Below are 13,523 nucleotides of genomic sequence, written 5' to 3' on the forward strand. Positions count from 1 at the left end.
TCTCAGGCACGAGCCGCGATGCATATACTCGCCACGACCTCCGCCTCGCTCGACGATCTCGCCGAGCCAGTTGATCTCCGGCAGACGCCGGCGGATATCGTGGCGCTGTCCTTCACCGACAGCGACCTCGCTGGCCTCGCGGCGGCCTGGAAGGCCGATGCCGTCCGCCTGCCGTCGATGCGGCTGGCGGCGCTGCGCGACCTGCGCCATCCCATGTCCGTGGACCTCTGGATCGACAGCGTCGCCCGCCACGCCAAGGTGATTTTGGTGCGCATCCTCGGCGGCTACGACTGGTGGCGCTATGGCTGCGACCAGCTTGCCGCGACTGCCCGTGCGAACGGCATCAAGCTGGCGCTGCTGCCGGGCGAGAGCCACGACGAGGATCTCAGGCTGATCGAAGCCTCGACGCTGCCGCGCGAGGAGCTGGACGGCCTGCTGGGCTATTTCCGCGAGGGCGGGCCGGAGAATATGGCAGCGCTGATGCAGCGGCTGGCGGGGTTGGCTGGGCAGGATGCGGCGGCGGCTGAGCCGGTCAGCGTGCCGAAAGCTGGCTACTACGAGCCTGGCCGCGGCGTCGTAGGCAAGTTGAATTTTGCCGATGTCGGCGTTCCTTCACACCCCCCTCTGTCCTGCCGGACATCTCCCCCGCAAGGGGGGAGATCAGCCGTTACCAAAGGCGGCTCCTCTCCTGCTCCTTTGGAGATCTCCACAAGGTCTGCGATTGGCGAAAACATTTATGAGAGCACAATCTGCCCCCTTGCGGGGGAGATGTCCGGCAGGACAGAGGGGGGTGGGCGGGAACTCGGCGCAGACAACATCAACCTTCCCATCATCCCCATCCTATTCTACCGCTCGATGCTGCTGGCCGCCGATGTCGCGCCAATCGATGCCCTCTTTGATGCACTCCGCCAGCGCGGCATGAGACCGATCCCGATCTTCGTCTCCAGCCTCAAAGACCCGACCTCCCTGGCCTTCGTCGGAACCGCGCTGGCCACGCTCAAGCCCACCGCCATCATCACCGCAACCGCCTTCGCTTCCGGCGCCGAACCGGGCGTCGAAACGCTCTTCGACCGCGCCGGCGTGCCTGTCTTCCAGGTCATCGTCGCCACCACCCGCCGCTACGTCTGGGACAACAACCAGCGCGGCCTGGCGCCCGCCGACCTCGCCATGCATGTCGTGCTGCCCGAACTCGACGGCCGTATCCTCGCCGGCGCAATTTCCTTCAAGGGCGAGAGCGAGACCGACCCCGCGCTCGGCCACCGCGCCTTTGCAAACCGGCCGGAACCGGATCGCGTGGCGCAAGTGGCGGACAGGCTAGCGGCGTTCACACGGTTGCAGCAGACGCCCCGCGCGACGCGTAAGTTGGCGATCCTCATTCCGGATTATCCGAGTGCGCCCGGCCGCACTGGCTATGCCGTGGGCCTGGATGTGCCGTCCAGCGTGCTGGCCATGCTGCATGACCTGAAGGAGCAGGGCTATCGCGTTGACGGGATTCCGCAAACGCCGCGTGCGCTGCTGGACGCGTTGGAGCGGAGCGATGGTGGGCTGGGGCTGGATGAGTATCTGGACTTCTCAAAGGATTTGCCGGCTGAGGCACTGGCTGCAGTCGAGGCGGCATGGGGCGCTCCTTCACCCTCCCCCTTGTGGGGAGGGTCGGTTCGCGACATTCGCGAAGCGGATGGCGCGAAACGGGGTGGGGGTAGCGGTGCACCACCCCCACCCGGCCCTGCGGGCCACCCTCCCCACAAGGGGGAGGGTAAGAGCGGCTTCCCCTTCCGCGCCGCCACCTTCGGCAACATCACTGTCGCTCTCGCCCCCGACCGTGGCCGCTCGGCCGACCGGCGCGCCGATTACCACGACCCGACGCTGCCGCCGCGCCACGATCTGCTGGCCTTCGGCCTGTGGCTGCGCAAATCGCTCCGCATCCATGCTCTCATCCATGTCGGCGCCCATGGCACGCTGGAATGGCTGCCCGGCAAGACGGTTGCGCTCTCACAAAACTGCTTCCCCGAGATCGCCACCGGCTCGCTGCCCGTCATCTATCCCTTCATCGTCTCCAATCCCGGCGAGGCGGCGCAAGCCAAGCGGCGCATAGCAGCCGTCACGCTTGGCCATCTGCCGCCACCACTGGCAGCTGCTGGCCTTGATGAAGAGCAGCACAAGCTCGAGCGCCTCGTCGACGAATACGCCCAGGCCGACGGCCTCGACCGCCGCCGGCGCGATCGTCTGGCCAAGCTGATCGTCGACACCGCGCAAAAGACCGGCCTCGCCTCCGAAGCCGGCGTCGCCAAAACCGACGCGCCCGACGAGGCGCTGCGCCGCATCGACGCCTGGCTCTGCGACCTCAAGGATTTCGCCATCAAGGACGGCCTGCACATCTATGGCCGCGCTCCCGACGACGAGCCCGACGCCGTGCGCCGGCAAAGTGCCGAAGCCGAGAAGGCAGCACTTCTTGCCGCGCTCGACGGCCTTCACATCAAGGCGGGTCCGGCGGGCGCACCGGCGCGTGGCCGCTCCGACGTGCTGCCCACCGGCCGCAACCTGTTCACCTCCGACCCGCGCACCATGCCGACGCCGACCGCCTACGATCTGGGAAAGGCGGCGGCAGAAGAAGTCGTGCGCGGCTATATGCAGTCGCATGGCGACTGGCCGCGCTCGCTGGTCATCGACCTCTGGGGCTCGGCCTCGCTGCGCACCGGCGGCGAGGAGATCGCGCAAGGCCTGGCGCTTATGGGCTGCCGGCCGCAATGGGATTCGGCCACCGGCCGCATCACCGGCATCGAAGTGCTGCCGCCGGCCACGCTCGGTCGCCCGCGCGTCGATGTCACCTGGCGGATTTCGGGTCTGTTCCGCGACATGTTCCCGACCCAGATCGCGCTGATCGACGCCGCCGCCAACGCCGTTGCCGCGCGCGACGAGGACGATTCGGAAAACCCGCTCGCCGCCAGAACCCGTGCCGATGGCAAGATCGGCCCGCGCATCTTCGGCACCTCGCCCGGCACCTATGGCGCCGGCGTCGAGGACCTGTTGTCGAGTGGCGACTGGGCCGCGCGCGAAGAGATCGGCCGCGCCTATCTCGATGCGACGTCGCATGCCTATGGCGGCGCCAAGAGCGAAGGCATTGCCTCCCCCGGCGCTTTCGAGACCCGCATCGCCGAGGCCGATCTGCTCGTCCACACCGGCGACGATCCCGGCCGCGATATTCTCGAGGGCTCCGCCGATGTCGCCTTCATCGGCGGCTTTTCGGCCGCCCTTGCGGCATTGGGCCGAAATGCCGACGTCATCGTGCTCGACACCACCGACCCGCAAAAGCCGAAGCCGCGCTCGGTCGGCGAGGCTGTGTCGCGGGTTGTGCGGGCGCGAGCCGTCAATGCGCGTTTCATCGCCGGCCAGATGCGGCACGGCCCGCGCGGCGCATCGGAATTCGCCGAGACGGTCGATCGCCTCATCGGCTTTGCCGAAACCACGCACGCCATTTCAGGCGCGCTGATCGAGGCCGTGCATGATGCCTATGTCGGTGCTCCCGATGTCCGCGCCTTCATCCTGCGCGAAAACCCGGCCGCAGCCAAAGTCATCGCAGAACGCTTCCTGTCGGCGCGCCGGCGCGGTCTCTGGCATCCCCTGCGCAACTCGATAGACGACGATCTCGCGGCGTTGATCGCCGAGGCCGAGGCGCTCGGGGTCGCGGCATGAACGCCTTCTCGCGCCGCGGCGCCTGTCCGGCTCTCTCGGAGCCGATGCAGACCGGCGATGGCCTGCTGGTGCGGCTCAACCCGGTTGCTGGAGGGCTTTCCCCCAAGTCGCTGATCGGACTCTGCGAATCCGCCTTGAAGCGCGGCAACGGCATCATGGAAGTGACCGCACGAGGCAGCCTGCAGATACGCGGCCTGACGGCGGAAAGTGGCGTGCTGTTGGCGGCGGAGGTCGATGCACTGGGGATTGCAGTGCGTACCGGCGTGCCGGTCGAGACCGGGCCGCTGGCCGGCATCGATCCGCGGGAGATTGCCGATCCGCGATCTTTGGCTGAGCGGGTCAGGGCTGCGGTCGAGGAAGCTGGGCTGACGCCAAGGCTCGGGCCGAAGGTTTCGGTGGTTGTCGATGGCGACGGGCAGTTGACGATGGATGGGGTGACGGCCGATGTCAGGCTGAAGGCGGTGCGGGACGGCGCTAGCGTTCTGTGGACTGTATCTGTCGCTGTTGACGGCCAAAGCGCGAGACTGCTTGCGACGGTTGGGGACGATGCAGCGCGCGATATCATTGTCGCTGCTCTTCGAATGGTTGCAGAGAAGGGCCGCGACGCCCATGCAAAGGATTTGTCTGAGAGGCAATTGGCATCTCTTGCCGATTGGCTATGTTTGACAAGTTTGCGCGAGGCGCCCCCCTCTGTCCTGCCGGACATCTCCCCCTCAAGGGGGGAGATTACGCTTTCACCGATGATTTCACTAATCTCCGGTGTTGTTAAGGAAAAGCCGGCGTCGAAGCTGCCGATCTCCCCCCTTGAGGGGGAGATGTCCGGCAGGACGGAGGGGGGTGTGCAGGATCGCCGGCCTATCGGTCTTTTCCCCTTATCCAACGACACCACCGCTCTCGGCATAGCCCTCCCCTATGGCAGCATGCCGGCCGAAAAACTCATCGCCCTCGCCCAAAGCGCCCTGTCCCTCGGCGTCGCCGAAATCCGCCTCGCCCCCGGCCGCGCCTTGCTTTTCCTCGGCCAACCATCGTCCGCAAACCACCTCCTGCAAGCCACCGCCACCGCGCTCGGCTTCGTCACCACCGCCGCCGACCCGCGCACCCGCATCGCCGCCTGCCCCGGCACCCCTGCGTGTGCCTCCGGCCGCATCGCCACGCGCGACATCGCCGAGACAATCGCCGCCGAAAACGCTGATATCCTCGACTTCACACTGCACATTTCCGGCTGCGCCAAGGGCTGCGCTCACCCCGGCTCTGCCGCGCTAACAATCGTCGGCGGCGAAAACGGAGCCGGACTTGTCGTGAACGCGACGGCAAAGGCCCTTCCTGCGGGCTACAGGCCGGGCTATGACGCCGCGCGCGGCATCGGTCGCGTCGCAGCGATGGTCCGCAGCGCTCAATATCCAGGTGAAACCGCCGCCGCCTGCCTGACAAGGCTCGGACCGGCGGCAATCGCCAAGGCTTACCGACAAATTGAACAACGGAAATGAGCATGGCCGCCTACGACTACATCCATGACGGCAACGCGATCTATGAACGTTCCTTCGCCATCATCCGCGCCGAGGCCGACCTGTCCCGGTTCTCCGAGGCGGAAGCCGACGTCGCCATCCGCATGATCCATGCCTGCGGCCAGGTCGAAGCATCAAGTCATTTTGTCTTCTCCAGCGATTTCGTCGCCGCCGCCCGCAGCGCTTTGGCGGCCGGCGCACCGATCTTCTGCGATGCCGAAATGGTCTCGCATGGCGTCACCCGCGCCAGGCTGCCGGCCGGCAATGAGGTGATCTGCACCTTGCGCGACCCGCGCACGCACGACATCGCCAAGCAGATCGGCAACACCCGCTCGGCCGCCGCGATCGACCTCTGGGGCGAACGCATGGCCGGTTCGGTCGTGGCCCTCGGCAATGCGCCGACAGCGCTCTTCTATCTCCTGGAAAAGCTGCGCGATGGCGCGCCGAAACCGGCCGCCATCATCGGCATGCCGGTCGGCTTCGTCGGTGCCGCCGAATCCAAGGATGCGCTGGCTGAAAACTCCTACGGCGTGCCCTACGCCATCGTGCGCGGCAGGCTTGGCGGCAGCGCCATGACTGCAGCCGCCCTCAATTCGCTGGCGAGGCCCGGCCTGTGAACGCAGCCGTCAAAGACGATCTGGCAAAAGGCCGTCTTGTCGGCGTCGGCACGGGGCCTGGCGACCCCGAGCTCTTGACGCTGAAGGCCGCGCGCGTTCTGGCCGAGGCCGATGTCGTCGCCTACTTCGCTAAGCGCGGCAACAACAGCAATGCGCGCGCCATCGTCGAGGCGCGCTTCCGGCCGGATATGCTGGAACTGCCGCTGCTCTACCCCGTCACCACCGAGATCGACAAGGATCACGACGACTACCGTTCGCAGATCACCGATTTCTACGAGGAGTCGGCCGAGAAGGTCGCCGAACACCTCGAAGCCGGCCGCATGGTCGCCGTGCTCTCCGAAGGCGACCCGCTGTTCTACGGCTCCTACATGCACCTGCATGTCCGCCTCGCCCATCGCTTCCCGACCGAAGTCATCCCCGGCGTCACCGCCATGTCGGGCTGCTGGTCGCAGACCGGCGTGCCGATCGTCCAGGGCGACGATGTCCTGACGGTTTTGCCCGGCACGATGAGCGAGTTCGAGCTGACACGCCGTCTCGCCGACACGGATGCCGCCGTCATCATGAAGGTCGGCCGCAACCTGCCCAAGATCAGGCGGGCGCTGGAAGCCACCGGCAAACTGACCCGCGCCGTCTATGTCGAGCGCGGCACCATGGCCGGCAGCGTTTCGTTGAAGCTCGCCGACAAGCCGGACGACAAGGCCCCCTATTTCGCCATCGTGCTGGTCGCCGGCTGGTCCGGCCGGCCTGGCGTTATGGGAGGCACGCCGTGAGCGGCCGGCTCACCGTCATCGGCCTTGGGCCCGGCAATGCCGACCAGGTGACGCCGCAAGCCAGCCGCGCCGTCGCCGAGGCAAAGTTCTTCTATGGCTACAAGCCGTATCTCGACCGGCTTGATCTTCGCCCGGATCAAACCCGCGTCGCCTCGGATAATCGCGAGGAACTCGCCCGCTCCAAGGACGCGCTGGTAAAGGCGGCGGACGGCCATGACGTCGCCGTCGTCTCCGGCGGCGATCCCGGCGTGTTCGCCATGGCGGCCGCCGTCTGCGAGGCGATCGAGGCCGGTCCGGCCGAATGGCGCACCGTCGATGTCACTGTCGTGCCCGGCGTCACCGCCATGCTGGCGGTTGCCGCCCGCATCGGCGCGCCGCTCGGCCATGATTTCTGCGCCATCTCGCTGTCCGACAATCTGAAGCCGTGGGACTTGATCGAACTGCGCCTGCTGGCGGCGGCCGGCGCCGGCTTTGTCATTGCGCTCTACAACCCGATCAGCAAGGCGCGCCCTTGGCAGCTCGGCCGTGCCTTCGAATGCCTGGCCGCCATCCTGCCCGGCACCACGCCGGTCATCTTCGGCCGCGCCGCCGGGCGCCCGGACGAGCGCATCGAGGTCTTTTTGCTGGCCGATGTCGACGCGCAAAAAGCCGACATGGCGACCTGCATCATCATCGGTTCGCCGGAAACACGGATCATCAAGCGCGGCGACAAACCGGCGCTGGTCTACACGCCGCGCTCCGCGACGGGGTCGAGACCATGATCGATCATCGCGGCCAATGCTTCGACAGTTTCGGCCGACGGCACCTCCGGCAGGATGGGCCTGCGCACCATCACCACCTCGATACCGAGCGCCCGCGCCGCCGCGATCTTGCCGTAGGTGGCCTCGCCGCCGCTGTTCTTGGATACGACGACATCGATGCGGTGCTCCTCGAGCAGCGCGCGTTCATCCGCCTCGCGAAACGGCCCACGCGCCAGCAGGTAGGTCGCATCCGGCACCGCCAGTTTCGGCTCGACCGGATCGACGCTGCGGACAAGGTAATGATGCTGCGGCGCCGCCTCGAAAGCCGCGACCTCCTGCCGGCCGAGCGCCAGGAAGGCACGGCGCGGCGGCGACCCAAGCGCGTGCACCGCATCGCCTGTCATATCGACCTGCGTCCAGCGGTCGCCATCTATTGGCTCCCAGCCAGGGCGGCGCAAAGCAAGGATCGGCACGCCGGTCATTTGCGCGGCTTGCGCCGCATTGGCGGAAATTCGCGCGGCATAGGGATGCGTCGCGTCGATCAGCAGATCGGTTCGCGTCTCCTTGAGATAGGCGGCCAGCCCGTCGGCGCCGCCAAATCCGCCGCTACGCACCGGCACGCCTTGCGCGACCGGACTTTCGGTACGCCCGGCCAGCGACAGGGTGACAAGGAAATCTTCCACCAGTTTTCCGGCCAATTGGCGCGCTTCTGTCGTGCCGCCAAGGATCAGAATCTTCTTCATGAGCACCATGTTGAACAGCGTCGGCGCTGCCCCTCACCCCTACCCTCTCCCCGTGAAGAACGGGGAGAGGGAGGCGTCAGCGCCGGAGCTTCTCCCTTCTCCCCGTCACTACACGGGGAGGTGAGGAGTGGTCTGGCTGGCAGACGAAAAGTCAATTGCTTGACTTTTCGAACGACGAACGCCTCAGGCGGATGAGGGGCGGCGCGACATGTCAAAAAAACAGCCCACGCCAAAATGGCTTACAATCGTCGGCATCGGCGAGGACGGTTTAGCGAGTCTCGGCGACGAGGCCAAGCGGCAGATCGCTGACGCCGAGACCGTCTTCGGCGGCAAGCGGCATCTGGCGCTGGTGGCTTCGCTCATCAAGGGTGAGCAGCGCCCATGGCCGGTGCCATTCGATGCCGGCATGGCAGACGTGCTGGCGCTGGCCGGCCGGCGCGTCTGCGTGCTCGCCTCCGGTGATCCATTCTTCCACGGGGTCGGCGCCACCCTTGCCCGCAAGGTCAAGCCTGAAGAGATGCATGTCATCCCCGCGCCATCGGCGATTTCGCTGGCTGCCGCCCGGCTCGGCTGGGCGTTGCAGGACATCGAGACGATCTCGCTGCATGGAAGGCCGCTCGACCTGATCCGGCCGCTGCTGCATCCCAGGGCGCGCATCCTGGCGCTGACATCGGACGGCGACGCACCAGCGACAATAGCGCGCCTGCTCGTAGAGCTCGACTTCGGCGGTTCGCGGCTGACCGTTCTGGAAGCGCTGGGCGGACCGAACGAGAAGCTTCGCTCGGCACGTGCCGACGCTTTCGATCTCAGAGACATCAATCCGCTCAACGTGCTGGCGCTTGAGCTTGAATCGACACAAGAGGCCCGCATCCTGCCGCTGACCGTTGGCCGCGCCGACCATCTGTTCGAGCACGACGGCCAGATCACCAAGCACGACATCCGCGCCATCACGCTTGCGGCGCTGGCGCCGAGGCGTGGCGAATTGCTGTGGGACATCGGCGCCGGTTCCGGCTCCATCGGCATCGAATGGATGCTCGCCCATCCCTCGATGCGCGCCATTGCCATCGAGGCCAACAGCGACCGCGCCGCCCGCATCGTCCGCAACGCCGCGCATTGCGGCGTGCCCGGTCTTGTCGTGGTGGAAGGGTCGGCGCCCAAGGCACTGGCCGGGCTGGACACGCCGGATGCGATCTTCATCGGCGGAGGTGGCAGCGACGCCGGCTTACTGAACGCCGCCATCAAGTTGCTGCCATCCCGTGGCCGTCTCGTTGCTAATGCGGTGACGCTGGAGATGGAGGCGCTGCTTCTCGCGGAGCACATCAAGCGCGGCGGCGACCTTACCCGCATCACCATTTCCCGCGCTTCTCCTGTCGGTTCGATGCAGGCCTGGCGCCCGGCCATGCCGGTCACCCAGTGGAGCTGGGTGAAGCCATGATGGTGGCGGGCATCGGCAGCCGGAAGGGCGTGAGCGTCGAAGACGTGCTCGCGGCGATCGAAACCGCCCTCGAAGCGCACGGGCTGGCGATAACGGCGCTGTCGGCCTTGGCCACCGCCGCGCTCAAGAAAGACGAAGAAGCGATCTCTGCCGCTGGCCGCACGCTCAACCTTCCCGTCATCATCGTTGATGACGCAGCACTTCAGGCCGTCTCGTCGGAGGCACTCAGCAAATCCGATCTCTCGCAGGATCTCGCCGGCACACCCTCAGTCTCAGAAGCCTCCGCCCTTGCCGTTGCCGGCCCCGGTGCAAAGCTGCTTGGTCCACGCACCGTGCTCGGCCCGGTCACCTGCGCCATCGCCATCAGCGGAGACGCGCCATGACCGTGCATTTCATCGGCGCCGGTCCCGGTGCCGCCGACCTCATGACACTGCGCGGCGCCAAGCTGCTGGCAAGCTGCCCGGTCTGTCTGCATGCCGGCTCGATCGTCGCGCCGGAATTGCTGCAGCACTGCGCGCCTGGCACAAAACTGATCGACACCGCGCCCATGTCGCTCGACGAGATCGAGGCCGCGTATCTGGAAGCCCATCAGGCCGGCCATGACATCGCCCGACTGCATTCCGGCGATCTCTCGGTGTGGAGTGCGGTTGCCGAGCAGATCCGCCGGCTGGAAAAGCACGGCATCCCCTACACGCTGACGCCGGGCGTTCCCTCTTTCGCCGCCGCAGCCGCAGCCCTTCGCCGCGAACTGACCATTCCCGAGGTGGCGCAAAGCCTGGTGCTGACCCGCGTCTCCGGCCGCGCCTCGAAAATGCCGCCGGGCGAAACGCTGGCCGGCTTCGGCCGCACCGGCGCGACGATGGCCATTCATCTCGCCATCCACGCCATCGACCGAGTCGTCGCCGAATTGTCGCCGCATTATGGCGGCGATTGCCCGGTGGCGATCGTCTTTCGCGCTTCATGGCCGGACGAGCGCGTGCTGACCGGCACGCTCGCCACGATCGAGGCACTGCTCGCCGCCGACCCGATGGAGCGCACGGCGATCATCTTCGTCGGCCGCTCGCTGGCAGCGGAAGGTTTTGGCGAGAGTTCATTGTACGACGCCCACTATCAGCGGCGTTTCCGGGGACGGACGGATTGTGAGCGGTAAAAGCGAAAACACCACGCTCGAACAGGCCCTTGCCCGGCTGAACTTCAAGCCGCGCCGGCTTGAGCCGGGCCATGTCTGGCTGGCCGGCGCCGGCCCCGGCGATCCCGGCTGCCTGACGCTGGAAGTGCTGGCGGCATTGGCCGAGGCCGACGCTGTGGTCTATGACGCGCTGGTCTCCTCTGACGTTGTCGCCGTTGCGGACAATGCCCAGCTGTTCTTTGCGGGAAAGCGCGGCGGCAAGCCGTCGATGAAGCAGGACGACATCACCGCTTTGCTGGTGCGGCTGGCGCGCGATGGCCGCCGCGTCATCAGGCTGAAGGGTGGCGATCCCTATATTTTCGGCCGTGGCGGCGAAGAGGCGCTGGCGCTGGCGCGCGAAAAAATCCCGTTCCGCGTCCTGCCCGGCCTGACATCGGGGCTGAGCGCGCTGGCCGCCACCGGCATTCCCGCAACCATGCGCGGCATCAACAAGGCGATCATCCTGGCGACAGGTCATGCCGCCGGCACAGATGACGATCTCGACTGGGGCGCGATCGCCCGCACCGGCCAGCCGGTGGTCATCTATATGGGCATGGCCAATCTGCCTGTTATCGCCGCGTCGCTGCTCGAAGGCGGGCTGGCGCCGTCGACGCCGGCGGCTGTCATCGTTTCGGCGACGACACCGCAGGAGCGGACCGTCGTCGCGACACTCGCCACCATTTCCGAAGCGGCCGCCGCGGCGGAATTGGCCTCGCCGGCCCTCATTGTCGTCGGCGGCATCGTCGCCATGCGCGCAGCACTGGCGGGTAACGCATGACCCGCGCCATCATCATCGGCGCGCCGCGTTCCGGCTCCGGCAAGACCAGCGTCACCATCGGCATTTTGCGCGCGCTCGCCCGGCGCGGCATCAAGGTGCGCGGCGCCAAGTCCGGCCCCGACTATATCGATCCGGGTTTTCATACCGCCGCCACTGGCCTGTCCGGCGTCAACCTGGACAGCTGGGCGATGTCGCCTGACCTGCTCAACGCGTTGGCCGGCAATGCCACCGAGGACGCCGATTTTATCTTCCTCGAAAGCGCCATGGGCCTGTTCGACGGCATCCCGGCCGGACAAGGCCGCACCGGCTCGGCCGCCGATCTGGCGCGGCTCTACCACCTGCCGGTGCTTTTGGTGCTCGACGTCTCGGGACAGTCGACGACGGCGGCCGCCGTCGCGAAGGGTTTTGCCACCTACGACCCGGATGTGCGCATGGCCGGAATCGTGCTCAACCGTCTCGGCAGCGAGCGGCACCGCAAGCTGTGCAGCGAGGCGATCGAAACGCTCGGCCTGCCGGTCGTCGGTGCCATCCTGCGCGATCCCACGCTCAATTTGCCGGAGCGCCATCTCGGCCTCGTCCAGGCCGGCGAATATGCCGACCTGATGACGCATCTCGACCGCCTCGCCGACATGGTCGAGAAATCCCTCGACCTTGACGCCATCATGGCGCTGGCCGCGCCGTTTTCGCCGTCACCGGGCAGTTTCGAAAATGCCTTGCAGCCGCCCGGCCAGCGCATCGCACTCGCCGAAGATGCCGCCTTCACCTTCCTCTATCCGCATGTCGCCGCCCACTGGCGTCAGGCCGGCGCCGAGCTCGTGCCGTTCTCGCCGCTCGCCGACGAAGCACCGGCGCAGAATTGCGATGTCTGCTGGCTGCCCGGCGGCTATCCCGAGCTCCACTCCGGCCGCCTCGCGGCGGCGACCAATTTCCGAGCTGGCATGGCCAGGTTTGCCGAGACCAAGCCGATCCATGGCGAGTGCGGCGGCTTCATGGTGCTGGGCGAAGCGCTGGAGGACGCGGCCGGCGAGACGCACGCCATGCTTGGCCTGCTCGGCCATTCCACCAGCTTTGCCAAGCGCAAGATGAACCTCGGCTACCGCGAGGCACGCCTGCGCGTCGCCTGTCCGCTGGGGCCGCAAGGCGCGCTGATCCGTGGCCATGAATTCCACTATGCGCAGATGATCGCCACCGGCAATGACGAGCCGTTGGCCGATCTCGCCGACGGCCAGGGCAATCCGCTCGGCGCCTCCGGCTATCGCCGCGGCCATGTCAGCGGCACCTTCTTCCACGCCATTGCGAGGGGTGCATGACCTCCGTGCCCTCGCCCCGGCAAGCGCTCGACGACGTCGCGCTTTGCCTCGTCTTCTTCACCCGGCTGCCGCTGCCGGTCTTCGACCTTCGTGGCCGCAGCCTGGCCGATGCGATCTGGGCGGCGCCTGTCGCCGGCCTCGCCGTCGCTGTGGCTGGTGCTGTCGTCTACGCCGCGGGCGTACAGCTCGGCCTTGCCCCCGGCCCGGCAGCAGCCCTTGCGCTTGCAGCAACCCTGCTCGCCACGGGCTGCCTGCATGAGGACGGGCTGTCGGATGTCGCAGATGGCTTTGGCGGCGGCAAGACACGCGATAAAAAACTGGAGATCATGCGCGACAGCCGCATCGGCGCCTATGGCGCAGCAGCTCTTGGCCTGTCGATGCTCATCCGCTGGAGCGCGCTGTCGCAACTGGCCAATCCGACAGGCGTGCTCTTCGCGCTGATCGCCGCCCACGCCGCATCGCGCGGCCTGCTCGGCGCGTTCATGCATTTGGCGCCGGCGGCGCGCAGTGACGGCCTGTCTGCCGGCGCCGGGACCGTCTCGACCCAGACAGCTGTTCTCGGCGCCGTGCTCGGGGCCATCCCGCTTCTGACTCTGGGGCTCGGCGGCGCCTTTGCCGCACTGATCCTGCTCGCTCTCGTGTTCAGCGCCTTGCGCGCGCTCTGCCTCAACCAGATTGGCGGCCACACCGGTGACACGATCGGCGCCCTGCAGCAGTTGGGCGAGATCACTGTCCTGCTCGTCGCTTCCATTTCCCTGTCCTGA

Annotated in this window: 12 protein-coding genes; 11 read left to right on the top strand and 1 reads right to left on the bottom strand. The window is 67.1% G+C overall.

The window, feature by feature from the left end; genetic code table 11:
• Nucleotides 1-18: 18 nt before the first annotated feature.
• Genes cobN through NKJ88_RS22465 form a run of 5 tightly spaced genes read left to right on the top strand, consistent with a single transcriptional unit; the run spans nt 19 to nt 7,346 of the window.
• On the top strand, nt 19-3,693 hold the full coding sequence (gene cobN, locus NKJ88_RS22445) for a cobaltochelatase subunit CobN (protein ID WP_352445517.1): 3,675 nt from the start codon (nt 19-21) through the stop codon (nt 3,691-3,693).
• Nucleotides 3,690-5,180, top strand: a complete 1,491-nt coding sequence (cobG, locus tag NKJ88_RS22450; protein ID WP_352445519.1) for a precorrin-3B synthase — start codon at nt 3,690-3,692, stop codon at nt 5,178-5,180. Before cobN ends, cobG begins: the two co-directional genes overlap by 4 nt.
• 2 nt (nt 5,181-5,182) lie before the next feature.
• Entirely contained in the window at nt 5,183-5,815 is a 633-nt protein-coding gene (locus NKJ88_RS22455) for a precorrin-8X methylmutase (RefSeq protein ID WP_023823117.1), read from the top strand.
• Nucleotides 5,812-6,585, top strand: coding sequence for a precorrin-2 C(20)-methyltransferase (locus tag NKJ88_RS22460; protein WP_352445521.1), 774 nt, complete (start codon nt 5,812-5,814; stop codon nt 6,583-6,585). The genes NKJ88_RS22455 and NKJ88_RS22460 overlap by 4 nt, the downstream gene beginning before the upstream one ends.
• Nucleotides 6,582-7,346 carry a precorrin-3B C(17)-methyltransferase gene (locus NKJ88_RS22465; protein ID WP_023700382.1) on the top strand — a complete coding sequence of 255 codons (765 nt, stop codon included), beginning with the start codon at nt 6,582-6,584 and terminating at the stop codon, nt 7,344-7,346. Before NKJ88_RS22460 ends, NKJ88_RS22465 begins: the two co-directional genes overlap by 4 nt.
• Here the strand turns inward: NKJ88_RS22465 and NKJ88_RS22470 are convergent.
• Nucleotides 7,310-8,068 carry a cobalt-precorrin-6A reductase gene (locus NKJ88_RS22470; protein ID WP_352445523.1) on the bottom strand — a complete coding sequence of 253 codons (759 nt, stop codon included), beginning with the start codon at nt 8,066-8,068 and terminating at the stop codon, nt 7,310-7,312. The two genes, NKJ88_RS22465 and NKJ88_RS22470, sit on opposite strands and share 37 nt — an antisense overlap.
• 208 nt (nt 8,069-8,276) lie before the next feature.
• Between NKJ88_RS22470 and cbiE the strand changes: the two genes are divergently transcribed.
• From cbiE to NKJ88_RS22500, 6 genes are read left to right on the top strand one after another with little or no spacing between them, the layout of a single operon-like run.
• Nucleotides 8,277-9,503, top strand: coding sequence for a precorrin-6y C5,15-methyltransferase (decarboxylating) subunit CbiE (gene cbiE / locus NKJ88_RS22475; protein ID WP_352445525.1), 1,227 nt, complete (start codon nt 8,277-8,279; stop codon nt 9,501-9,503).
• Nucleotides 9,500-9,886, top strand: a complete 387-nt coding sequence (locus tag NKJ88_RS22480) for a cobalamin biosynthesis protein (RefSeq protein WP_023690940.1) — start codon at nt 9,500-9,502, stop codon at nt 9,884-9,886. Before cbiE ends, NKJ88_RS22480 begins: the two co-directional genes overlap by 4 nt.
• Complete coding sequence (cobM, locus tag NKJ88_RS22485) at nt 9,883-10,653, top strand: precorrin-4 C(11)-methyltransferase (protein ID WP_352445526.1); 771 nt, start codon at nt 9,883-9,885, stop codon at nt 10,651-10,653. Before NKJ88_RS22480 ends, cobM begins: the two co-directional genes overlap by 4 nt.
• A complete protein-coding gene (gene cobA / locus NKJ88_RS22490) occupies nt 10,643-11,449 on the top strand; it encodes a uroporphyrinogen-III C-methyltransferase (protein WP_023746870.1) in 807 nt (268 codons plus the stop codon). Before cobM ends, cobA begins: the two co-directional genes overlap by 11 nt.
• Nucleotides 11,446-12,759, top strand: coding sequence for a cobyrinic acid a,c-diamide synthase CobB (locus NKJ88_RS22495; protein WP_352445528.1), 1,314 nt, complete (start codon nt 11,446-11,448; stop codon nt 12,757-12,759). Before cobA ends, NKJ88_RS22495 begins: the two co-directional genes overlap by 4 nt.
• Nucleotides 12,756-13,523, top strand: a complete 768-nt coding sequence (locus NKJ88_RS22500) for an adenosylcobinamide-GDP ribazoletransferase (protein ID WP_352445529.1) — start codon at nt 12,756-12,758, stop codon at nt 13,521-13,523. Before NKJ88_RS22495 ends, NKJ88_RS22500 begins: the two co-directional genes overlap by 4 nt.

Origin of the sequence: Mesorhizobium sp. M0016 (assembly GCF_040324035.1) — a bacterium.
Taxonomy (GTDB): domain Bacteria; phylum Pseudomonadota; class Alphaproteobacteria; order Rhizobiales; family Rhizobiaceae; genus Mesorhizobium.

Excerpts from the sequence above, each read along its gene's own strand:
- cobM (WP_352445526.1), top strand. The coding sequence starts at position 9,883 with ATGACCGTGCATTTCATCGGCGCCGGTCCCGGTGCCGCCGACCTCATG.
- NKJ88_RS22495 (WP_352445528.1), top strand. The coding sequence starts at position 11,446 with ATGACCCGCGCCATCATCATCGGCGCGCCGCGTTCCGGCTCCGGCAAG.
- cbiE (WP_352445525.1), top strand. The coding sequence starts at position 8,277 with ATGTCAAAAAAACAGCCCACGCCAAAATGGCTTACAATCGTCGGCATC.
- NKJ88_RS22455 (WP_023823117.1), top strand. The coding sequence starts at position 5,183 with ATGGCCGCCTACGACTACATCCATGACGGCAACGCGATCTATGAACGT.
- cobG (WP_352445519.1), top strand. The coding sequence starts at position 3,690 with ATGAACGCCTTCTCGCGCCGCGGCGCCTGTCCGGCTCTCTCGGAGCCG.
- cobN (WP_352445517.1), top strand. The coding sequence starts at position 19 with ATGCATATACTCGCCACGACCTCCGCCTCGCTCGACGATCTCGCCGAG.
- NKJ88_RS22470 (WP_352445523.1), bottom strand. The coding sequence starts at position 8,068 with ATGAAGAAGATTCTGATCCTTGGCGGCACGACAGAAGCGCGCCAATTG.
- NKJ88_RS22480 (WP_023690940.1), top strand. The coding sequence starts at position 9,500 with ATGATGGTGGCGGGCATCGGCAGCCGGAAGGGCGTGAGCGTCGAAGAC.
- NKJ88_RS22500 (WP_352445529.1), top strand. The coding sequence starts at position 12,756 with ATGACCTCCGTGCCCTCGCCCCGGCAAGCGCTCGACGACGTCGCGCTT.